General features: G+C 34.9%; 21 protein-coding genes and 1 tRNA gene. 15 read left to right on the top strand and 7 right to left on the bottom strand.

Translation table 11 applies throughout. The features are described 5' to 3' along the window. Nucleotides 1-181: 181 nt before the first annotated feature. The 8 genes from Q5N74_RS13970 to Q5N74_RS13935 all read left to right on the top strand — a co-directional run bounded on the left by Q5N74_RS13970 (nt 182) and on the right by Q5N74_RS13935 (nt 9,299). On the top strand, nt 182-937 hold the full coding sequence (locus Q5N74_RS13970) for a Crp/Fnr family transcriptional regulator (protein ID WP_304389510.1): 756 nt from the start codon (nt 182-184) through the stop codon (nt 935-937). Nucleotides 938-1,199: 262 nt separating this feature from the next. Beyond that, nucleotides 1,200-2,585: a CmpA/NrtA family ABC transporter substrate-binding protein gene (locus Q5N74_RS13965; RefSeq protein WP_304389509.1), complete on the top strand. Its 1,386-nt coding sequence runs from the start codon at nt 1,200-1,202 to the stop codon at nt 2,583-2,585. A gap of 22 nt (nt 2,586-2,607) precedes the next feature. Beyond that, nucleotides 2,608-3,714, top strand: a complete 1,107-nt coding sequence (locus Q5N74_RS13960) for an ABC transporter permease (protein WP_304389508.1) — start codon at nt 2,608-2,610, stop codon at nt 3,712-3,714. A gap of 80 nt (nt 3,715-3,794) precedes the next feature. Beyond that, on the top strand, nt 3,795-4,640 hold the full coding sequence (locus Q5N74_RS13955; protein WP_304389506.1) for an ABC transporter ATP-binding protein: 846 nt from the start codon (nt 3,795-3,797) through the stop codon (nt 4,638-4,640). Between the two features lie 12 nt (nt 4,641-4,652). Continuing rightward, on the top strand, nt 4,653-5,480 hold the full coding sequence (locus Q5N74_RS13950) for an ABC transporter ATP-binding protein (RefSeq protein WP_304389505.1): 828 nt from the start codon (nt 4,653-4,655) through the stop codon (nt 5,478-5,480). 113 nt (nt 5,481-5,593) lie between these two features. Next, nucleotides 5,594-6,850, top strand: coding sequence for an alginate export family protein (locus Q5N74_RS13945; RefSeq protein ID WP_304389504.1), 1,257 nt, complete (start codon nt 5,594-5,596; stop codon nt 6,848-6,850). A 172-nt stretch (nt 6,851-7,022) separates the two neighbouring features. Beyond that, complete coding sequence (locus tag Q5N74_RS13940) at nt 7,023-8,111, top strand: AI-2E family transporter (protein ID WP_304389503.1); 1,089 nt, start codon at nt 7,023-7,025, stop codon at nt 8,109-8,111. Nucleotides 8,112-8,117: 6 nt separating this feature from the next. Then, a complete protein-coding gene (locus Q5N74_RS13935) occupies nt 8,118-9,299 on the top strand; it encodes a class I SAM-dependent methyltransferase (protein ID WP_304389502.1) in 1,182 nt (393 codons plus the stop codon). A 9-nt stretch (nt 9,300-9,308) separates the two neighbouring features. On the opposite strand, the gene Q5N74_RS13930 is transcribed toward Q5N74_RS13935, so the two are convergent. Further along, a complete protein-coding gene (locus tag Q5N74_RS13930) occupies nt 9,309-11,498 on the bottom strand; it encodes a hypothetical protein (RefSeq protein WP_304389501.1) in 2,190 nt (729 codons plus the stop codon). Between the two features lie 264 nt (nt 11,499-11,762). Further along, nucleotides 11,763-11,836 (bottom strand) — tRNA-Arg (locus Q5N74_RS13925). Between the two features lie 211 nt (nt 11,837-12,047). On the opposite strand from Q5N74_RS13925, the gene Q5N74_RS13920 reads away from it, so the two are divergent. The 7 genes from Q5N74_RS13920 (at nt 12,048) to cydB (ending at nt 18,297) form a co-directional block, all read left to right on the top strand. Beyond that, nucleotides 12,048-12,680, top strand: a complete 633-nt coding sequence (locus Q5N74_RS13920; RefSeq protein WP_304389500.1) for a Crp/Fnr family transcriptional regulator — start codon at nt 12,048-12,050, stop codon at nt 12,678-12,680. 67 nt (nt 12,681-12,747) lie between these two features. Next, nucleotides 12,748-13,545 (top strand): sulfite exporter TauE/SafE family protein, encoded by a 798-nt coding sequence (locus Q5N74_RS13915; RefSeq protein ID WP_304389498.1) that lies wholly within the window; start codon nt 12,748-12,750, stop codon nt 13,543-13,545. 68 nt (nt 13,546-13,613) lie between these two features. Continuing rightward, nucleotides 13,614-15,023 (top strand): rhodanese-like domain-containing protein, encoded by a 1,410-nt coding sequence (locus tag Q5N74_RS13910; RefSeq protein WP_304389497.1) that lies wholly within the window; start codon nt 13,614-13,616, stop codon nt 15,021-15,023. A 2-nt stretch (nt 15,024-15,025) separates the two neighbouring features. Continuing rightward, the gene (locus Q5N74_RS13905; protein WP_304389496.1) at nt 15,026-15,367 is read left to right on the top strand and encodes a rhodanese-like domain-containing protein; all 342 of its coding nucleotides are present in this window, start codon (nt 15,026-15,028) and stop codon (nt 15,365-15,367) included. Next, nucleotides 15,367-15,663, top strand: coding sequence for a thioredoxin (gene trxA / locus Q5N74_RS13900; RefSeq protein WP_304389495.1), 297 nt, complete (start codon nt 15,367-15,369; stop codon nt 15,661-15,663). The genes Q5N74_RS13905 and trxA overlap by 1 nt, the downstream gene beginning before the upstream one ends. Before the next feature lie 223 nt (nt 15,664-15,886). Beyond that, nucleotides 15,887-17,218 carry a cytochrome ubiquinol oxidase subunit I gene (locus Q5N74_RS13895; RefSeq protein ID WP_304389494.1) on the top strand — a complete coding sequence of 444 codons (1,332 nt, stop codon included), beginning with the start codon at nt 15,887-15,889 and terminating at the stop codon, nt 17,216-17,218. Nucleotides 17,219-17,220: 2 nt separating this feature from the next. Next, nucleotides 17,221-18,297, top strand: coding sequence for a cytochrome d ubiquinol oxidase subunit II (gene cydB, locus Q5N74_RS13890; RefSeq protein ID WP_304389493.1), 1,077 nt, complete (start codon nt 17,221-17,223; stop codon nt 18,295-18,297). A 109-nt stretch (nt 18,298-18,406) separates the two neighbouring features. Here the strand turns inward: cydB and Q5N74_RS13885 are convergent, their stop codons facing one another. The 5 genes from Q5N74_RS13885 to Q5N74_RS13865 form a co-directional block, all read right to left on the bottom strand. Beyond that, nucleotides 18,407-19,171 (bottom strand): SDR family NAD(P)-dependent oxidoreductase, encoded by a 765-nt coding sequence (locus Q5N74_RS13885; protein WP_304389492.1) that lies wholly within the window; start codon nt 19,169-19,171, stop codon nt 18,407-18,409. A 48-nt stretch (nt 19,172-19,219) separates the two neighbouring features. Continuing rightward, nucleotides 19,220-20,521, bottom strand: coding sequence for an MFS transporter (locus tag Q5N74_RS13880; RefSeq protein WP_304389491.1), 1,302 nt, complete (start codon nt 20,519-20,521; stop codon nt 19,220-19,222). A 244-nt stretch (nt 20,522-20,765) separates the two neighbouring features. Next, complete coding sequence (locus Q5N74_RS13875; protein WP_304389490.1) at nt 20,766-21,470, bottom strand: FadR/GntR family transcriptional regulator; 705 nt, start codon at nt 21,468-21,470, stop codon at nt 20,766-20,768. 91 nt (nt 21,471-21,561) lie between these two features. Further along, nucleotides 21,562-22,467: a polysaccharide lyase family 7 protein gene (locus Q5N74_RS13870; RefSeq protein WP_304389488.1), complete on the bottom strand. Its 906-nt coding sequence runs from the start codon at nt 22,465-22,467 to the stop codon at nt 21,562-21,564. Between the two features lie 6 nt (nt 22,468-22,473). After that, the gene (locus tag Q5N74_RS13865; protein ID WP_304389487.1) at nt 22,474-23,418 is read right to left on the bottom strand and encodes a PKD domain-containing protein; all 945 of its coding nucleotides are present in this window, start codon (nt 23,416-23,418) and stop codon (nt 22,474-22,476) included. Nucleotides 23,419-23,423: the final 5 nt, after the last annotated feature.

Genomic DNA, 23,423 nt, shown 5'->3' with positions numbered 1-23,423 from the left:
AGTCATATAATTAACAAGAAATACGTAGTAACTAAAATTTAGTTCGTTTTATTAAACACTCTACAATGGAGTCATACCAATTTTAAAGAAGTCTTAAAAATACGTACTAAATATACAAAATTAAGTATTAATACGTATATTTGAAATCAATCAACCAATTACTGGTTATCACACACTTATATTGCATACTAAAACAGCACATACTAACACCATTATACGAAAACGCGTTATTGAAAACACATCTTGTTTTTCTTGCGAGAACAGTGATTGCCTAATTAAAAAGAACATCTCTGCTTTTGAAGACTCTAATCTTCTTGATGAAAAAAGCAATTTAAGATGCAAGCGTGGACAGCAGTTTATCATGGAAGGTGCTCCCGTTAATGGTTTGTTTTTTGTGCTAAAAGGAACTGTAAAAGTTTTTAGAACTGGTATTAATGGACGCGAACAAATTGTGCGGTTTGCTAAAGAAGGTGAAATTATTGGGCACCGTGGCTTTGGTACCGAAGAACACTATTCTATTGGAGCCATAGCCCTAGAAGACACAAGATTATGTTATTTCTCAAAGCAAAACCTACAAGAAACGCTGCTTAGCAACCCAAAATTTGCTTACGATTTCATGCTGTTTTACGCGAACGAACTAAACAAAAGCGAATCCAAAGTAAAATCTATAACCCAAATGACGGTTCGAGAACGCGTTATTGATTCCTTACTATATATAAACAGAAAATTTGGAGACGTAAAAGGCCTTTTAAACCTCCCGCTAACTAGAAAAGAATATGCCGATTATGCAGGCACTACAGAAGAACAAGTGATACGTATTTTTTCAGCCTTAAAACGAGAAAAACTTATTGCTGCCAATGGAAGACGCATAGGTATTACAAACATTCAAGTGCTTAAAAATGAAATTAGTGAGCACAATTTCTACTTAGACAGCTAGTTCTCTTTCTTCATTTCAATCCTAACATACACTAAATTTTAATTTACTACAGCTAAAAATACGTATTGCATGGATAGCAAACAACAACACCTAATCAACTCATAAAATAACAGTTACACGCAAAACCTGCTATTTAGCAGGTTTTTTCATGATTAAAAAGAGGTTGTTACCTATGGTTTATCATAAGCTAAAACGATTACTACTTATATATTTGTCAAAAAATTAAGTACTAATACTTATTAAAATTCAAAAACCAGATAATATGAAATCAATTTTAACAAAATCAGCATGGGTTCTATCACTTGGGTTGCTTCTAAGCGCCTGTGGCGGTAAAGAAAAGAAAGCAAGCACTGGAGCGGTAGCCACAGAAACTTCAAAAACAAAAACTTTAGATATTGAAAAACCACAATTAACTTTTGGCTTTATCAAATTGACCGACATGGCACCTTTAGCCATTGCAAAAGAAAAAGGTTTTTTTGAAGATGAAGGATTATTCGTTTCTGTAGAAGCGCAATCTAACTGGAAAAATGTATTGGATCGTGTTATTGACGGTCAGTTAGATGGTTCACATATGTTAGCAGGACAGCCAATTGCTGCTGGTGCTGGTTTTGGAAGACAAGCCGAGTTAGTGACCGCTTACTCGATGGATTTAAACGGAAACGGCATCACAGTATCCAACGATGTGTGGTCTAAAATGAAACCAAATATTCCAAAAGGAGCCGACGGCAAACCCATTCACCCTATAAAAGCAGATGCTTTAAAACCAGTAATTACCGAATACAAGAATAAAGGAAATGCCTTTAAAATGGGTATGGTTTTCCCTGTATCTACTCACAATTACGAAATTAGATATTGGTTAGCCGCTGCCGGAATTAACCCTGGTATGTACACCGCCGATAATGTTCAAGGACAAATTGGAGCCGATGTGTTACTATCTGTTACGCCACCGCCACAAATGCCAGCAACCTTAGAAGCAGGTACCATTTACGGCTATTGTGTAGGTGAACCTTGGAACCAACAAGCCGTATTTAAAGGTATTGGCGTGCCAGTTGTTACCAATTACGACATCTGGAAAAACAACCCAGAAAAAGTATTTGTAATGACTAAAACCTTTGTGGAAGAAAACCCAAATACAGCTATCGCTGTTACAAAAGCGTTGATTCGTGCTGGTAAATGGCTGGATGAACCAGGAAACAGAGCGGAAGCTGTAAAAATACTATCGATGTCACAATATGTTGGAGCAGATGAAGTAGTTCTAGCAAATTCTATGACAGGAACATTCGAATTTGAAAAAGGAGACAAACGTGAAATGCCCGACTTTAACGTTTTCTACAAATACAACGCCACCTACCCGTTCTACTCTGATGGTATTTGGTTCTTAACACAAATGCGTAGATGGGGACAAATCCCTAACGCCAAACCAGAAGGCTGGTATGCCGAAACTATTAAAAAGATATACAGACCAGACATATGGAAAAAAGCAGCCGATTTATTGGTAGCCGAAGGCCACATACCGAGTAGTGATCTACCAAAAACAGATGGTTACAAACCTGCAACAACCGATTTTATTGATGGTACCAAGTACGACGCTAAAGACCCTATAGGATACATCAATGGTTTCTCAATAGGAAATAAGGATTCAAAGTAAAATTTCAAAAAAGTTAGCAATCATGAAGCAAAGCATCACATTGAATAAAATAACCAAGTTTGTTGGATTCGGGTTCTTAGGAACACTAAAATCGATATTTACAGGGAACATTGAAAAAGAAGATTTTAAAAACTTCTTACGAAAAGTAATCGTGCCGCTTGCTTCCATGCTCTTATTTATAGGATTATGGCACATGGGAGCTAAAACCTTATTCAATATAGAAGCCGAATACAAAATTGAAAAAGCATTAACCGAACAAGGGCAGGAAGCTGCAAATGCCATGGAAGCGTGTATAGCATCTGGCGCTATAAAATGCCAACCCAACACGCTACCCTCTCCTTCCCAAGTTTGGGCTTCTTTTCAGACCTTGCTGGAAGATCACCTTGTTATTAGAGCTGATAAAGCTGCATTTATTGAAAAAACAGCCTCTTTGAACGCCAAACGTTTATCTGATGGTAAAAATGCGATAACTTATACTGGAAGACCATCGTTTGTAGATCAGATTTTCACAAGTATTAAAACCGTTTTTGCTGGCTTTTTTCTAGCCCTGCTTATAGCGGTTCCTATCGGAGTTGTGATAGGATTGAGTAAAACATTAAGAAGTTCGGTTAATTGGTTAATTCAAATATTAAAACCCGTATCGCCCGTAGTTTGGTTGCTATTAGTTTTTATGATTGTAAAAACATTAACTAAAAACTCTGAATCTGACAGTGCCTTTATCATCTCCTTCATTAGTGTTGGTTTATGTTCCATGTGGGCCACTTTGGTAAATACCGCTATGGGCGTTTCAACAGTAGATAAAGATTATATAAACGTAGCCAAAGTTTTAAAACTAGGCACCTTTCAAAAAATATTCAAAGTGATATTGCCTTCAGCCTTACCTCTCATTTTTACAGGATTAAGAATTACACTTTCGGTCTCTTGGATGGTACTTATTGCTATTGAATTATTAGCACAAAGCCCAGGTTTAGGATCGTTTGTTTGGGAAGAATTCCAAAACGGTGCCATAGATTCTAACTCCAAAATTATTGTTGCCATGTTTATTATTGGTGGTATTGGATTTTTATTAGACCGAATTATGCTAACCGTTCAAAACATGATTTCGTTTGATAAGAATGATGGCATATAAACGAGTGTTTAACTGTTGAATTATTTAAACGTTTAGGCGCAACAAACAATTCAACAAATCAACAAATAAACAGTAATAACATGGCATACTTAGAATTAAATAATATTTACAAAACCTATGGTAAGGACGGCAACGCTACCGAGGTGCTTTCAAACATTAATTTATCTATTGAAGAAGGTGAATTTGTTGCCATTGTAGGATTTACAGGCAGTGGAAAAACCACTTTAGTAAACCTCATAAATGGGTTATTACAACCTACAAGTGGTGAAGTTTTGTTTAAAGGAGAACCTGTTGTTGGCACCAGTCATGAGCGCGGGGTTATTTTCCAAAACTACTCATTATTACCCTGGTTAACGGTTGGACAAAATATTTACATGGCTGTTAAAGAGGCGTTTCCTAAAAAAAACAAAGCAGAATTAAACAGTATTGTTGCAGACTACGTAGACATGGTAAGCCTATCGCACGCTATTAATAAACGTCCGAAGGAACTATCAGGAGGTATGCGCCAACGTGTTGCCGTAGCGCGCGCATTAGCCATGAAACCTGAAATGATTATCATGGACGAACCGCTTGGGGCTTTAGATGCTTTAACCCGCGGTAATTTACAAGATGAGATTTTAAACATTTGGGGGAAAGACAAACGTACTGCCCTATTAATTACCAATGATGTAGATGAAGGTATTTACATGGCAGATCGCATTATTCCACTTCGCCCAGGACCCAATGCCACTTTAGGGCCGGAATTTAAAATTGATATTGACCGCCCACGAGATAAAACAGAAATGAACGACAACCCGCATTTCAAAAAAACCAGAAATGCCATTATTGAATATCTGATGGATATTGGGAATGAACGAAAATCGGTGTCAACAACAGAATATGTATTACCCGAGTTAAGCCCAAAAGATTTTGTAAACCGATTTTAACAAGAAAAACCAATGAGTATTATAACAGAAAACAGAACAACAACTGTGCTTGATAACGGGCTTTTCCCTTCGAATGAGGTGATGTTGGATCTAAAAGGCCTTAAGAAAGTATATCCAACACCAAAAGGTGACTATGTAGTTTTAGAAGATTTGAATCTTCAAATAAGAAAGGAAGAGTTCGTTACCATCATAGGGCACTCTGGTTGTGGTAAAACAACCATGCTATCTATGATTGCAGGACTTAACCCTATTTCTGGAGGCAACATTTCAGTATTAGGAAAATACATAAAAGGTCCAGGCCCCGATAGAGGTGTTATTTTTCAGTCGCCAAGTTTAATGCCTTGGATGACGGCACTTCAAAATGTATTACTAGGAGTTAATCAAGTATTTCCAGATGCCACCAAAACACAACGTAACGATATTGCCAAATACTATTTACAAAAAGTAGGCTTAGAGGATGCCTTTAACAAACGTGCTTCAGAACTCTCTCAAGGCATGCAGCAACGTGTTGGAATTGCCAGAGCATTTGCCATAAAACCAAAAGTATTACTGCTTGATGAACCTTTCGGAATGTTAGATTCACTAACCAGAGGGGAACTTCAAGATATCTTAATTGAGATTTGGAATAAAGAAAAAATCACAGCCGTTATGATTACCCACGATGTAGATGAAGCTATTTTTTTAGCAGACCGCGTGGTGATGATGACTAGCGGCCCCAAAGCAAAAATTGGAGATGTTTTAAACATCGATTTTGAAAGACCCCGCACCCGAAAATCGGTATTGGAACACGACGATTATTACAAATACAGAAAACATCTTATAGATTTTTTAGAACATTAAAAGATTCTATGACATATATCATACAACTAAAAAACAGCTACTTATATATTTGAATATTCAAAAACAAGTAGTATTACAAACAAAGAACAACCATAACTTAAAACATAAAAAAAATGAAAAAACAATATGTAATTCTAGGACTATTATTAGGATGCTTACAATTTGCACAAGCACAATTCACCTTAGATGGAGAATTTAGACCACGAACCGAATACCGCCATGGCTTTAGTAGTATTATTCCAGAAGCAGCCGATGCTGGTTTTGGCGTATCGACCCGTTTAAGATTAAATGCAGGTTTTACTACAGAAGCTTATAAATTCTATTTAAGCATTCAAGACGTGATGGTTTGGGGTGAAAACAGACAACTCCTTCCTTACGACCAAAACAACTCCTTTGCGGTTTTTGAAGCTTGGGCAGATATTAACCTAGGCGAAGGATTCTCTACCAAATTAGGACGACAAGCAATTTCGTATGATGACCAACGTATTTTTGGAGGTTTGGATTGGGCACAACAAGGGCGTAACCACGATGCAGCCATTATTAAGTACAATAAAGGTAAATTCATGATCGATCTGGGTTTAGCCTTTAGTCAAGATTATTCAAATCCAACCGGATTTATTAATACAGGAACAGCCTACAACACTACTGGTTACTTCACATACAAAACCATGCAGTATGCTTATTTAAAACAAGCTTGGGAACATTTCTCTGGAAGTCTATTATTACTTAACAATGGCTTTCAAAAATTTGAAGCAGATAACGTAACGCCAGATGGTGTTAATAGTTTGCAAACCTTAGGTACACACCTTGATTACAAAAAAGGTGGTTTTGGTATTGCTGCCAATGCTTTTCTACAAACAGGCGATCAAGTTGAAAGCGCATACCTTTTAGGTTTGGACTTAAGTTACAAGGCAAGTTCTAAGGTCGCTTTGGGTGCTGGTCTTGAAATTATTAGCGGTAACGATACTTCTACGGCAAAAAGTGAAGCGTTCTTTCCTTTATACGGAACCAATCATAAATTTAACGGATTTATGGATTATTTCTACGTTGGAAATCATGGAAACAATGTTGGGTTATTTGATGTGCATGTAAGTGCCAACTTCACTTTAAATGAAACGTCTAACTTAACGGTTACTGCTTTAAACTTTAGCGGACAAGAAGCATTACCTAGCGGTGAAACATCCTTAGGAACTGAAATAGATTTAGTCTATGCCAAAAAATTCAAAGGTTACAGCTTGGTTTTAGGATACTCTCAAATGTTTGCTGCCGATGGTATGTATGAACTTAAAGGCGTAACAAAAGCAAACGCTGCCGATGGGCTTAATTGGGGATGGGCGATGATTGTTATGAAGCCTAAATTCTTAAACTAAACAACTCGCTTCAACTATGAACTAAAATAGCTTTGCAGCATATTATAAATCTGAAATGAATCTCATAACTTTATGAGATTCATTTTTTTTAACAGAACTAAAATTGAGTTTAAACCGATACCTTCCTAATTGAAGCTAAATAATATTATATTTACTCCATAATTAATTTCATTTGAATTCAAAACTAATAGCAAACGGTATTTTAAGAGCAGTAGCCATTATTTTAGGTATCGCTTTGCTCCTATGGTTTTTGTATCAAATTCAATCAGTTATTGGTTATATTGCTATTGCTGCTGTTATCTCTTTAATTGGCAGACCTGTAGTGCTTTTTTTAGAACGGCGCCTTAAATTTAAAAACACCATAGCCGTTATTCTTACCATGAGCATTCTTATAGGCTTGTTTATTGGCTTAGTGGCCCTATTCATTCCTTTAATAATTAAACAAGGTCAAAATTTATCATTGTTAAATATTGATGAACTTCAAAATAATATTGAAGATTTATATTTTGAAATCACAAACTACTTTAACGTACATCAAATTGATTTAGAGCAATCTATAAAACAATCTAACCTCTTATCAAAAATAGATTATTCGCTTATTCCTAATTTTTTAAATTCGGTTGTTAGCGGTTTAGGCAGTTTTAGTATTGGGCTATTTTCAGTATTATTTATCTCCTTTTTCTTTTTAAAAGACAGCCGTTTGTTTGAAAGTGGCGTACTTACCATATTACCAGACAACAAGGAATTACGCTGGAAAAACTCTTCAACAAAAATTAAAAATTTACTTTCAAGATACTTTGTAGGGCTTATTTTCCAAATCTTAATCTTATTCATTATTTACACTATTGGTTTACTCATTATAGGTGTGGAAAATGCCATTGTTATTGCCTTTTTATGCGCGTTACTAAACCTGATTCCCTATGTTGGGCCTTTAGTTGGCGCCTTTTTAATGCTTGCTCTCACCATGACAAGTAACCTAGGAGAAAGTTTTAGCAACGTTATTTTACCTAAAACATTCTGGGTATTTATCGTATTCATCATTGGGCAATTGGTTGATAATTTTTTAAGTCAGCCCATCATCTTTTCAAAAAGTGTAAAATCACATCCTTTAGAAATATTTTTGGTAATTTTAATTACAGGGATTCTATTTGGCATTATCGGCTTAATACTTGCCGTACCTGCTTACACCGCGATCAAGGTGATTTTTAAAGAGTTTTTATCTGAAAACAAAATTGTAAAAAAACTGACTAAAGATTTATAATACCTTTTGAATACCCTTCTTTTAAATACCGAAATTCAAGAATTTATAGCAGAACATTTAAATGCTAATATTGCTTCTTTATTATTAAAAGGAACAAACTTCCCAGATATAGAAACCAAAGCTATTATCGAGCAAATTGAAGCCAAAAAGCGCTGCGAAAAGAAACTAGCCACTTGGTTTAGAGGTAAAAACATATATTACCCGAACAAACTAAACATCGAACAAACCTCTTCTGAAATTACAGCAGAGTACAAATCGAGTTTAGTGAATGGAGAATCCATCATCGATTTAACGGGTGGTTTCGGGGTAGATTGCTATTATTTTTCTAAAGTATTCAAAACCGTTGAACATTGCGAAATCAACGAAGACCTTTCCGGAATTGTAGCACACAATTACAAGCAATTAGCTGTTAAAAACATAAAAACACATAGTATTGACGGTATTTCTCATTTAAAAAACAGCAACAAAACATACGATTGGGTTTACATAGACCCGTCCCGAAGACATGATAGTAAAGGGAAAGTTTTTTTTCTAAATGATTGCTTACCAAATGTGCCAGAACATCTCGATTTACTGTTCAAACATTCAAAAAATATTTTAATAAAAACATCACCGTTACTAGATTTCTCTGTTGGAATTAATGAACTGAAGCATGTAAAAACCATTCACGTAGTAGCAGTAAATAACGAAGTAAAGGAATTACTTTGGGTTTTGGAAGCAGGGTTTACTGAAGACATTTCAATAAAAACCATCAATCTTAAAAAAGACACAGAAGATGTGTTTAATTTTTCCTTGGACAATGAAAAGGAAGCCAACTCTAGTTACAGTCAACCACTCGCCTATCTATACGAACCCAATAGCGCTGTTTTAAAGGCTGGTGGGTTTGAGTCTATTTCTAGTCAATTACAGGTTTTTAAACTTCATAAACACTCCCATTTATACACAAGCAACACTTTAATTCATTTCCCAGGAAGGCGCTTTAAAGTTGAAGCTATTATTCCTTACAACAAAAAAGATTTGAAAAAACTGGCGATTGACAAAGCGAACATTTCAACTCGAAATTTTCCAGAAACAGTAGAACAATTGCGTAAAAAGCTAAAAATTAAAGATGGCGGAAATTGCTATTTGTTTTTTTCCACAGATGCTGAAGATCATAAAATTGTACTAAAGACTTCAAAAGTGGATTAATTCGAGTTACTACTCGATACAACCTAACTTATCTATAAAAAATTCTTTGTATTCAACATTTGTAACTTCACGAGACCCTTTTGTACCTCGAAGTAGTATGGATTTGATGGGCGATTTTTCTAATAAACTCATTTGCGACTTCGATAAATTCCCTTTAAAACTATAATCACCACAATTCATATCCCATGAATGGTATAGTGTAATGGTTTGGTTGTTTTCAAGTTTAACTTTAACGGAAGACCTGTTATTAGGTAAATAACTCGCACAACCCAAATCTGCCCTCAGGTTAAAAAAGACGTTAATACTTCGCCCTCTTTTAAACAATTCGATAGTTAATTTATCATTAATATCATACGGATCTGTTCTAACTATCTTTATTCTATCAATATCGTCATACTCATTCATTGCGTAATGGCACGTATTTCTTAACTCCGCTCTATCGACTTTCTCAGTATCCTTGTTTTCTTCGATAACAGGCTTACTAACAACTTCTTTAACTTGAACCTTTTCCTTTTCGGCTTTAGCCTGAGCAATAGCTGCTTGTTTTATTATCTCGATACGTTCTGCTTCATAATCCCTTACGGTCTCCTCTTCAGCTTCAAGCAATTCGTTTTCTTTCTCTACTTTAGATTTAGCAATAGCTGCCTTTTTCACCTTCTCAACACGCTCAGTTTCTAATTTTCTAGCAGCAACGTCTTTAGCTTCTTGTATACGTTTTTCTTCTTCTATTTTAGCTTTGACAATAACAGCTTGTTTTTCCTTTTCAACACGTTCTGCTTCTAATTTTATAGCAGCAATCTCTTTAGCTTCTTGTATACGTTTTTCTTCTTCTAACTTAGCTTTGGCTATAGATGCTTGTTTTTCCTTTTCAACACGTTCTGCTTCTAATTTTCTAGCAGCAATCTCTTTAGCTTCTTGTATACGTTTTTCGTCCTCTATCTTAGCTTTGGCAATGGCTGCTTGTTTTTCTTTCTCAACACGTTCTGCTTCTAATTTTCTAGCAGCAGCTTCTTGAGCTTCTTGTAAACGTTTTTCTTCTTCTAACTTAGCTTTGGCAATAACAGCTTGTTTTTCTTTTTCAACACGTTCTGCTTCTAATTTTCTAGCAGCAACCTCTTGTGCTCCTTGTATACGTTTTTCTTCTTCTATCTTAGCTTTGGCAATGGCAGCTTGTTTTTCCTTTTCAACACGCTCTGCTTCCAATTTTCTAGCAGCAGCTTCTTGAGCTTCTTGTATACGTTTTTCGTCCTCTAGCTTAGCTTTAGCAATAACTGCTTGTTTTTCTTTTTCAACACGTTCTGCTTCCAATTTTCTAGCCGCAACTTCTTGAGCTTCTTGAATACGTTTTTCGTCCTCTAGCTTTGCTTTGGCAATGGCTGTTTGTCTTTCTTTCTCAACACGTTCAGCTTCTAATTTTCTAGCAGCAGCTTCTTGAGCTTTTTGTGTACGCTTTTCTTCCTCTAACTTAGCTTTGGCAATGGCTGCTTGTTTTTCCTTCTCAGTACGTTCTGCTTCTAATTTTCTAGCAGCAACTTCTTTAGCTTCTTGTAAACGTTTTTCTTCTTCTAACTTAGCTTTGGCTATGGCTGCTTGTTTTTCCTTCTCAACACGTTCTGCTTCTAATTTTCTAGCAGCAACTTCTTGAGCTTCTTTTATACGTTTTTCTTCTTCTAACTTAGCTTTGGCTATAGATGCTTGTTTTTCCTTTTCAACACGTTCTGCTTCTAATTCCTTAACTGCCGCAACTTCAACTTCTTTAATACGCTTTTCTTCTACTCCTTTTGCGATAGAATCTACCTTTGCTTTTTCCTCAATTTCAGCACTCCCATTATTTACAATTTCTTGTATTCTTTCCTGTCTTGCTTTATTTTGTTCTATCAACTTTATTCTTTCCTTTTCTTGAAAATCATAAAATAAATCAGACATTTCATCATTGAAAATCAAATATTCAGAATCTACGTAACCTAACCAACCGTTATACTTTATTTTAAAAACGTCCTTTCCTAAATAATCAATAACAGTACATTCTTCATCCATTTTAAACTCGGTTATCTTTCGAGTGTAAGTATGGGTTGTTTTATCGTAAACTTTATAGAAAATACCATCTAAGGAAAATTCCGCAGTTATATTTACCTCTTGCGAAAATAAGTTTGAGAAAATACTCAGAAAAAATAATATGGAATAAAAATATTTAGTCATTTATAAGCAGGTAATATAGCTGGGTGCTATTAATTCTTTAAGGTTTAGGGCATTCATTTCAAGTAATATAAAAAAGAAACTACTTACTTTTCAATTTAAGAGAACAAATAAGTTGTTATCACCCTTTTCTTCGCCAAAAGAAAAAGTATTTTCTTATTACTCAATTTAAACACACTATTTCTGTTCAATTGAACATGTACAAAAATAGAATATTAAACTATTACAAAAACAAAAAAGCCTCACTAATTAAAGTGAAGCTTTTTGTGAGCCCTGCAGGATTCGAACCTGCGACCGCCTCCTTAGAAGGGAGGTGCTCTATCCAACTGAGCTAAGAGCCCTCAACACGATAAACAAAACATTTTTTGTTTTCCGGTGTGCAAATATAAAATTAACTATACATCTACCAAAGATAAAATAGATATTTTTATCACTCATTTATTTATTTTTACTAGAAGCTTAATATTCACCCAAATACATTCATTAAATTTATTAAATTCTTCTGTATTTTCATTATAAGTCAATACCTTTATCGTTCCAAATCGTATCAAAATGATTAAAGAGTTAAAAGAAAACTATGGTTACCTGTTTGAAGATAGCCTGTTAATGGAAATAAATAGCGTTGGAACTTTCAAAGAACTACCCGAAGGTTTCCAACTTATAGATATTGGCGATTATATTAAATCGATGCCTTTACTTGTTAGTGGTGCTGTAAAAATTCTGCGCGAAGATGATAAAGGCGATGAACTTTTGCTTTATTTTATTGAACGTGGCGACACCTGCGCCATGACTTTATCGTGCTGTATGGGTCAGAAAAAGAGCGAAATAAGAGCGGTCGCTGAAACCCCAACAAAGCTAATAATGGTTCCTGTTGAAAAAATGAGCGAATGGATGGGGAAATACAAAAGTTGGCAAAACTTCATCCTTCAGAGTTACCATGATAGAATGACCGAACTTTTAGAAGCCGTTGACGCCATTGCCTTCTTAAAAATGGACGAACGCCTTTTTAAGTATTTAAAGGACAAAGCCATGGTAAACCATAACGAAGTTATACAAGTTACGCACCAGCAAATTGCCTTCGATATGCATACTTCTAGAGTTGTTATTTCCAGATTATTGAAAACTTTAGAAATTGAAGGTAAAATAGAACTTCACCGAAATAGTATTAAAATTTTAGACTTGTAGTGCTGTGTAACTAATGTTACTGACTGAGTCCTATAACTAGTCTAGTTTTGTAATATAAAACAGAACTATGGCTTTAATAGATTTTTTAGGTTTTTTTGGTGCTTTCATTATTGGAATGGTTCTCGGCCTAATTGGTGGAGGCGGCTCTATATTAACCGTTCCTCTATTGGTGTACCTTTTGGCATACAACCCAGTTACAGCCACAGCCTATTCTCTTTTTGTGGTAGGAACGTCTTCTATTTTTGGAGTTTATAAAAAGCATCAAAAAAAATTAGTCGACTTTAAAACAGGTTTAGCGTTTTCCTTTCCTTCATTTATAGCTGTTTATACTACAAGGCGTTATTTAGTTCCGAATATCCCTGAAGAACTTTTCACCTTAAATGGATTTATAATTACCAAGGAAATAGCCATCATGGTCTTTTTCGCTCTTGTTATGCTTGCTGCAGCCACTTCCATGATTAAAGGGAAAAAGGATACAAGTGGTACGTTTATAAAGCAACCCTATTACAAAACATTTGTACAAGGCTTAATTATAGGTGTTATAACCGGTTTAATTGGTGCTGGAGGAGGCTTTCTATATGTACCAGCCTTAGTACTTTGGGCAGGTTTATCTATGAAGAATGCCGTGGGAACGTCCTTAGTAATTATATCTATAAATTCAATTATTGGGTTTTTAGGCGATTTACATGCCTTAAATACAGACTGGGTATTTCTACTAACTTTTTCCGCTCTCACCATGCTGGGGGTTTTATTAGGTGATTATTTATCGAAATACATTTCAAACAAAAAACTAAAAAAAGGATTCGGTTTTTTTGTAATGGTCATGGCTATTTACATTCTTATTAAAGAATTCACTCAAAATTAGAACTGTAACTTTTGTTACTATTCAAACTTAAAAAAATACTTAATTTTACACATAATACTTATAGAATTATGAAGATCGAACAAATATATACAGGATGTTTAGCGCAAGGTGCCTATTACATAGAAAGTAACGGCGAAGTCGCTATTATAGACCCATTAAGAGAGGTTACCCCTTACATCACTAAGGCTGAAAATAATAACTCAAAAATTAAATACATTTTTGAAACCCATTTTCATGCCGATTTTGTGAGTGGCCATGTAACCCTATCTAAACTTACAGGTGCTCCCATAATTTACGGCCCTAGTGCAAACCCAACTTTTGATGCTATTATAGCTGAAGATGCTCAAGTTTTCAAACTAGGAAATATAACCATAACTGCACTGCATACACCTGGGCACACCATGGAAAGCACCACCTATTTATTGAAAGATGAAAACGGAAACGACCATGCTATTTTTAGTGGAGACACCTTGTTTTTAGGAGACGTAGGCAGACCCGATTTAGCTCAAAAAGCAGAACATATAACCCAAGAAGACTTAGCAGGAATGCTTTTTGACAGCCTTCGAGGTAAAATTATGCCTTTAGGCGATGCTGTTATTGTATACCCTGCTCATGGTGCTGGTTCCGCTTGCGGAAAAAATTTAAGTAAAAAAACGATAGGAACCATTGGTGACCAGAAGGAAACAAATTATGCTTTACGAGCTAATATGACTAAAGAAGAATTTATTAAAGAGGTGACTGATGGTTTATTACCACCTCCTCAATATTTTCCTTTGAATGTGAAAATGAATAAAGAAGGCTATGATGATGTTGAAGATGTTATTGAACGCGGTACAACACCTTTAACCCCTACCGATTTTGAGCACCTTGCAAACAATACAGGCGCCATCGTTTTAGATGTACGTCATCAAGATGAATTTGCCAACGGCCACATTCCTAGATCTATATTCATTGGTATTGAAGGTAATTTTGCCCCTTGGGTAGGCTCTTTAATTGCCGATGTGGAACAACCTATATTACTTGTTACTCCAGAAGGAAAAGAAGAAGAGACCATCATTCGTTTATCACGTGTTGGCTTCGATAAAACCATAGGCTATTTAAAAGGAGGCTTTGAAGCTTGGAAAAATGCAGGGCTAGATTACGATACCGTCACCTCTATATCTGCTTCAGAATTAAAACAAACTTTAGAAAAAGAAGAAGCACCAGTTTTTGATGTTCGAAAAGATGGTGAATTTAAATCGGAGCACGTTAAAAACGCCCAACACACTTCTCTCGATTATTTAAACGAACATTTAAATGAATTCCCAGATGATAAAACCTTTTACCTACATTGCGCAGGTGGTTATAGATCTATAATTGCTGCCTCTATTTTAAAAAGCAGAGGTATTCATAACTTAATTAATATAACTGGTGGTTTTGCCGCAATTAAGCAAACTGAAATCCCCGTAACAGATTACATATGCCCAACAACATTATAATTATGTCCTTATTTTCATTTCTTTTCGGAACCCAAGTACAGAATAGCAACATCAAAGCACTACAACCCGAAACGTTCAAAGAACAAATTACACGTAATAATGTGCAACTTATTGATGTAAGAACTCCTAACGAATTTAAATCAGGACACATTAAAAACGCTAAAAACATAGACTTTTTCTCTAAAAGTTTTAGTAATGACATCAGTAAATTGAATAAAGAGAAACCCGTTTATGTTTATTGCAGAAGCGGAAACCGAAGTAACAAAGCTGCGAACCAATTAATTAAATTAGGTTTTACTGAAATCTACGATTTAAAAGGTGGTTTCTTAAATTGGAAAGAGTAATGAGTCAATTTTCAGAAATAATAAATCAGGAAAAACCTGTTTTGGTCGATTTTTTTGCTGAATGGTGTGGCCCATGTAAAACCATGAGCCCCATTCTAAAAGAAGTCAAAGATGTTTTGGGAGACCAAGTATCTATTATTAAAATTGATGTCGACAAAAACCAAACTATAGCCTCAAAATATCAAGTAAGAGGCGTCCCTACCCTATTGCTGTTTAAAAATGGCTCTCAAGTTTGGAGACAATCTGGTGTCGTTCAGAAAAACGAATTAACAACTTTATTGCAATCACACATTTAGCTTCTGTAACAATTGTTACTGTGCACTTTAAACATTTATAATACCTTTATACCGTCTTAACAGACATCCCTAATAATGGGTATTAATAGCTCTAAAAGCATTCTTTTTATTAAGAATGCTTTTTTTTTGTTTTCAAAAAATCACAAAAAAGAATAAATCTCTGTTCAAAAAATAGCACATAAATAAACATGGTGTCGTATTTTTGCACAACAAAATTCTTTTTATGGAAGACATGCTCTTTTATGATAGAATGCAGTTTGCATTTACTATCACCTTTCACTACTTATTTCCACAATTAACCATGGGACTCTCTTTAATGATTGTCTATTTTAAATGGAAATTTTTAAGAACAAACACAGAAACCTACAACAATGCAGCAAAATTTTGGATGAAAATTTTCGCATTAAACTTTGCCATGGGCGTCGTTACGGGAATTCCTATGGAATTTCAATTTGGCACCAATTGGGCAAAATTTTCTGAACTTACCGGTGGTATTATAGGGCAAACTCTGGCCATGGAAGGGATGTTTTCATTCTTTCTAGAATCGTCCTTTTTAGGTTTATTCATTTTTGGTGAAAAGTTATTAGGACATAAATTACATTTCGTTACAGGCTTTTTAGTATTTCTAGGCTCGTGGGCAAGTGGCTTTTTAATTATTGCAACCCACTCCTGGATGCAACACCCTGTAGGTTTTGAAATTTTAGAAAACGGAAAGTTTGTATTAACTAATTTTGGTGCCTTATTTACTAATGAATGGTTATGGCCATCTTATTTACACAACCAAGCCGCTTCTTTAGTAACAGCTTCTTTTGTGGTCGCTTCAATTGGCGCTTTCTATATTTTAAATAATAAGCACAGTGAATTTGGTAAGTTATTTGTGAAAACCGGTGTCATTTTCGGGTTCTTCGCGAGTGTTATCGTGGCAGCTCCAACAGGAGATATGGTTGCTAAAAACGTGGTAAAACATCAACCTGTTACGTTTGCAGCCATGGAAGGCATCTTTGAAACTGAAGATGGTGGTTCTGAAATAGTTTTAATCGGGCAACCAGACATGAAGGAAAAAAAACTTGATAACAAAATTGCAGTACCAAACATCTTGAGTTTTTTAACTTATCAAAAATGGGATGCTGAAATAAAAGGACTCAACGAGTTTGATGAAGATGTCCATCCTACAAACGTTCCTGGTCTCTATTATGCTTATCATATTATGGTTGGTTTAGGCACTATTTTTATTGGTTTAATGTTTGCTGCGGTGGTACAATTATTCAGAAAAAAACTTTACAAAACCAAATGGATTTTATGGTCGCTTATGTTTATGCTACCATTCCCTTACATTGCTAACACAACGGGCTGGTATACGGCAGAATTAGGAAGACAACCTTGGTTGGTGTATAACCTATTAAGAACATCGGCTGGAGCCTCTCCAACGGTGTCTGCAGGTAACACCTTATTCACGTTATTAGGATTTATTGGGTTGTACTTACTATTAGGACTCTTATTTTTAATGCTTGCTGGAAAAATAATTAATAAAGGTCCAGAAACTATAACACACTAATTATGGAATTATTTTGGTATATCGTTTTAATGACCATGTTAACTATTTATATTATTTTAGATGGTTACGACTTTGGTGCAGGCATTGTTCACCTATTTTTTGCTAAAACAGAAAAAGACAAAAAAGCCATTACAAACGCCATTGGCCCCTTCTGGGATGCTAATGAAGTTTGGCTAATTGCTGCTGGCGGTATCTTATTTTTTGCATTCCCAACATTGTACGCATCTTCGTTTAGTGGGTTTTATTTACCGCTAATTATGATTTTGTGGCTGCTTATTTTTAGAGCTATTGGTTTAGAATTACGCGGACAAATACACAATAAAATTTGGGAAACCATTTGGGACAAAGCCTTTGGAATCGCTAGTTTTTTATTAGCACTCTTTTTTGGAATTGCTTTAGGAAATATAGTTAGAGGCGTTAATTTGGGTATGGTTACTAACGGTGTTTCTGCCCATGAAGCACATTACTTCTTTTTACCTTTATGGAACCCTACCTTTAGCCCTACAGCAGAGCATTTAGGTATTATTGACTGGTTTACTATTTTATTAGGAATTATTGGCGTTGTAGCTTTAACCATTCATGGTGCCAACTGGATTATTTTTAAAACCAATTCAGATTTAAACACAAAACTTAAAACAGTTATTTTCAAACTTAATTTTGCTCTACTTGTGCTGGTCATTATTTCGCTACTTGTATGGCATGTTATAGAGCCGAAGCCATTTCATAATTTTATAACAAATCCGTGGTTGTGGATATTCCCGTTAATTACTTTTACGGGTTTATTCGGGCTATTCAAAATTAAAACTTTCACCAAAGATGGTACTGGTTTTATCTTTTCATCTTTATTTTTATTTGGAGGAATCGCTTCTACTGTAGCCTCGATATTCCCTAAGTTATTACCATCAACAAACAGTACAAATCCAGATTTAACTATTTATAATATGGCTGGAGAACCTTACGGTTTATCGGTTGGTTTATACTGGTTTGTTATTGCTTTTATACTGGTAGTTATCTACTTTATAATTCAATACAAAGTATTTAAAGGAAAGATGGATGATATTGGGTATGGTGAACATTAACCGTGTTAGATTTTTCTTCTCGCAATCATAATGAATAAACTCATTTAATTGCATAAAAAAGCCGTTTTGTACATAATACAAAACGGCTTTTTTTATGTAATAGATGTCATTAGATTCCTAATCCTTGTCCACCACCTACTTGAATAGTTTCAGCTGTTAAAAATGCAGCGTCATCACTAGCTAAGAAAGAAATAACAGAAGCTACTTCTTGTGGTTGACCTAATCTACCTAATAAGATATTGTTTTTCCAAGAAGCAAACACTTCTGGTTTCGTAGACTTAATTTCAGTATGGAAAGGTGTGTCAATTGTACCAGGAGATACAGCGTTCACTCTAATACCGTATTCAGCAAGGTCTTTCGCTAATGCTCTTGTAATAGCATGAACTCCCGCTTTAGAAGTACCATAGATACCAGCTCCAGGGCCACCTGCATTCCAACCTGCGATTGAAGTATAGTTAATGATAGAAGCGTTTGTTCCTTTTTTAAGAAATGGGATAGCTGCTCTTGAAGCAAAAAATGTTGAATCAAGGTTTAATGCCATTACAAATCTGTAAAATTCAGTAGTCATTTCTTCAAATCTAGATCTTCCACCAAGTCCTCCAGCGTTGTTCACTAAAAGGTCAATTTTACCATATTTTTCACCAATCTTAGTAATATTCTCAGTTACTAATTCATCTTTAGTCACATCGAAACCATAATATTCAGCAGTAATTCCTTCTGCAGTAAGTTCTTCAACTCTTTTTGCTCCTGCTTCATCATCGATACCGTTCAATACCACGGTGTATCCGTCTTTACCTAATCTTTTTGCTACTTCGAAACCAATTCCACCTGTAGCTCCGGTAATTACGGCTACTTTTCCATTTAAATTACTCATATTATTAATTTTTGATTTGTTAATTTTAAAATCACTCTAATTCTGATACTAAATTTTTTCTTTAATTGCTTCAACTTTTGGCACTAATATCCATACACTAGCCAAAGTAAGTATAGCTAAAACAGCCCCAATAACAAATGCAGGTGTATAATTACCTCCACTTGTTAACCATGGCACTAAATAAGTTAAGCCTGCAGCGGTAAGCTTAGCTGCCATACCTGAAAACCCTGCCAATGTACCCACTGTTTTTCCACTAAAAAGATCACTAGGCAACGTTTGAACATTACCGATAGCTGTTTGGAATCCAAACAAGATTACCGCCATAATAATAACAGCTGTAGTTGGACCACCTGGATTTGCCATTGCCAATAAGGCTGGTAGCATAATTAAGCATCCAAGGGTTATTACCATTTTTCGTGTTCTGTTAACATTCCAACCTGCCTTCAATCTATTTTGTGCTAATAGTCCACCAAAATAAGCCCCTAACATAGCTCCAACATAAGGTACCCAACCATAAAGTCCAATTGACTTCACGTCCATACCATACACTTCATTTAGATAAATTGGTATCCAGAAAACGAATAACCACCATATTGGATCAATCGCCGCTGAAGCTAGAATAACTCCCCAACTTTGTTTATGCCCAAGAAGTTGTTTAGTATCTGGGTTATATTCCTTATCTGGATCTACATCTCCAGCAGTACTCTCCTTTTTTTGACCTGTTAAAATATAGTTACGTTCCTCATCGGTAATCCATGGGTGTTTTTTTGGTTCTGATTTTACTACAATCCACCAAGGGATTAACCAAAGTAAACCTGCTAAACCAATCAATATAAATATAGATTTCCAGCTAAAATAGATTGTTAAATATGCAATTAGTGGAATGGAAATAATTCCTCCAATAGCTGCTCCTGAGTTAAAAATTCCTTGAGCGAAAGCGCGCTCTTTAATAGGAAACCACTCGGCATTACCCTTAGTCGCTCCTGGCCAGTTACCTGCTTCCGAAACTCCTAATATGGCACGGAATATACCAAAACTTAAAATTCCATTAGCAAAAGCGTGTAATGCGGTAGCAATAGACCATACTCCTATTGAAAGCACAAAACCCATTCGTGTACCTACCCAGTCGAAAATTTTACCAAATATGGCCTGTCCTATAGCGTAAGAAAACACAAAAATTATTGAAATTAAAGCGTAAATAGACTTTGTTTCATCGGGTGAATGCCCTGGATATAGTTCCTTAGCTATTTCAGGCCAAAGAACACTTAATGAGGTCCTATCAATATAATTAATAATTGTAGCAATAGCAATTAATGTTACTACCCACCAACGCAGTCCTTTAATTTTCATATTTATTTGTTTATGGTTATAAGGTTGGCATTATCCAATAATAAACAATGAGAATGTAAATTAAAACATCTCCTTTCATTTATTAAATTTCCTTTTTAGATTACAAAAAAATAATGTTTAAAAAAAAGGTCTCCTTTTCCTGAAGAAACTCTTTGCAAAACAACTATTGTATTATGTAATTCTACCCTCCTAAATATTTTAATATTCTATATAAAATTGTGCACCTTTATACAGAAGTTTTTAATTATTTAACGTTATAACAATATTGATATAACACTTTAAAATGCTCTTTCATCCTTTGTTTCGCTAAAACCGGATCTTGCTTTTTAATAGCTTCATAAATAGACCTATGTTCATTAATTCTTAAATTATCAAGGTCATTATCGCAAACATGATACTTCCCAAAATCTATTATTATTTGAGGTGTAATTGTGAGCATGAATGTGTTTATGGAACTATTTTTACTCGCTTTAGCTATTGATAAATGAAATAACAAATCTTCTTGAACAGCCTCCTTACCAGACAATACCTTCTCCTCATAAGCGTCTAAAGCTTCTTTGATACTTTTTAAATCTTTATCGGTACGCCTTAACGATGCTAATCTTACTGTTTTTAATTCTAATAAAATTCTTGTTTCTACTAATGACTTAAAATCTGGTTCTTCTAATCGTAAAATATCATCAACAATACCATTCATGGCAATACCGCCTACATTCGCTACAAATGTTCCACTTTGTGGAATGGATTTTAACAAACCATAAAATTCCAGCTTTTGAATAGCGTCTCTTACCACGCCTCTACTAACCCCTAATTTATCAGATAACATACGTTCTGACGGTAATTTATCGTTAGGCTCTAGGTTTTTATAATTAATTAATTCACGTATCTTATCAATTACAGCATTCTGTAAATCTTGATTTTCGTTTATTGATAATACCTCTAAATTCATAACAATTGGCTTAAAATTAGTTCCCCACCTTTACAGCTGACAAAACTAGACAAAAACTTAAACTAATGTTCTTAGAACAATGTTTTTATTCCTAATGAGACACTTCTAATTCGTAATATTTAACTCTTGCAAAAGCACCTTCATCTCGCGATTGAAAATAATTTCCTGCTTTAAAATAATTCTCAAAAACACCCCATTTTCTCATATGAATGTCTTCATAAACTTTATACTCAGAATTATTTAAAATCACCACCATTTTCCCATCAGAAATTTTTACTTCTAGCGTGAATTTTCCAAATCCAACTGCTTGTTCAAAATCAAAACCTTTATCATCATCCCAAGCGTCTTCATGCAAAAGTTCCTCACCTGTAGCACTTAAATTTTTAAGGACTTTCGTTTTAACACGAATCTTACCATCTTGCCAATAAATTTTTAATATTGGGGGTGCATTGTTATCTTTTTGACCAATTAAATCACGTTGTGCGTCTGTTAAAACTCCATGAATTTGCATGATAATTACTTTATGATATTTACCATTTGCATCTCTTGAAACTTCGCCCATAGCCAATTTCCCTTTCATGTTTGCGCCTTGTGCAAACGTCCAGTTTATTTTATTGTTGCCAGGTACCAATTGCTCTCTTAATTCGGTTCGTGAATATTTAGTATTTGCTGTTGTAGCATCACTAGGAAAAGCATGGAAAACTAAAGCACCGTTTGTAGAATCATTATACATATAGGGTATAAGTCGTTCGTCCGTTGCATAATTTAGAATGTCTGGTGGTTGTACACTCAAAGCGCTCCCTTTTGCATTTAATTCTGGAATTGTAACACTCCAATGATTTAAGTCAATCTCTGGTAATTTGTACTTTTTTTTCTTCTTTTCTGATTTGGTACCAGAATCTGTAACACTACTTGCCTTATCTTGACAAGTAGCGTTAACAGAAACAAATAAAATTGTTAATAAAAAGATTGTTGATTTTATTTTAAAAACTCCCATTATATATTAGATTGCTGGGTAAACCTTAACATTATCAACGTATAATTCGTCATTAGTTATGGCATAAATCCATATTGAAATTTCACCTGTGGCGTTTGTAGAAAACACTTGTTTTACAACTTTAAAGTTCCCTTTGCCATTGGCTTCATTTCCAATAGTTTGTACTAAAGGAGTAGAAACAACGGCATCAGCTCCATCATTAAACCAACCATCTAAAATTTCAACTATAACTCGATCACCACCTGCAATATCAGCTACATCCGTTTTAATAGCGTAACTATATTCTAAAATATAATTAGTATTTTCAGAAAGCTTCATCTCTTGGTAAGCATATCTAGTAGAACTACTTAATAAAGGTCCTGCAGAAGTAGAACTAGTCCATTTAGCACCTGGTGTTTTACTAGCACCTGAAGGTGTTCCATCATAATTATTTGGATCTCCGTCTGAACTAGCATTAAACGCATTGGTAGTACCACCTGAAAATGAATTTGGCTTCCAATTGCTTGTTCCATCATCAAAATTTCCATTTATAACACCTGGATTAAGAGCTGGCGGCACTTCTGGCTCAATAACAATAACTTCCGAGGAATATGTATTTGTTTTTCCAAGTTTATCCGTAGCCGTTAAAGTAACTGTATAAGTTCCTTCAGCAGGAAAGGTGTTTTCGCCATCTAAACTAGTAGCTGTTTTTCCATCACCATAATTCCAAACATAATCTGTTGCACTTGATGATGTGTTGGCAAAGGTATAAGTCAGATAATCCGCCGTTACTGTTGCTTTGAAACTCGCTACTGGTGGTTTTAAATCTTCTTTTGAATTTGCTTCAGCTAAATCATATGACAAAGCATCAATAGTAGGATCGCAAGACGTAACTGCAATGCAAGCTATAAGTGCTAAAGCACCTAAGCACATTCCTGATACGCGTTTTTTTAAATTACTAATTGTTTTCATATCTT

Source organism: Mariniflexile sp. AS56 (assembly GCF_030552475.1).
In the GTDB taxonomy this organism is placed as follows: domain Bacteria; phylum Bacteroidota; class Bacteroidia; order Flavobacteriales; family Flavobacteriaceae; genus Mariniflexile.
Note: the sequence above shows the minus strand (reverse complement) of the source record. Positions and strands in the feature narration are given on the sequence as shown.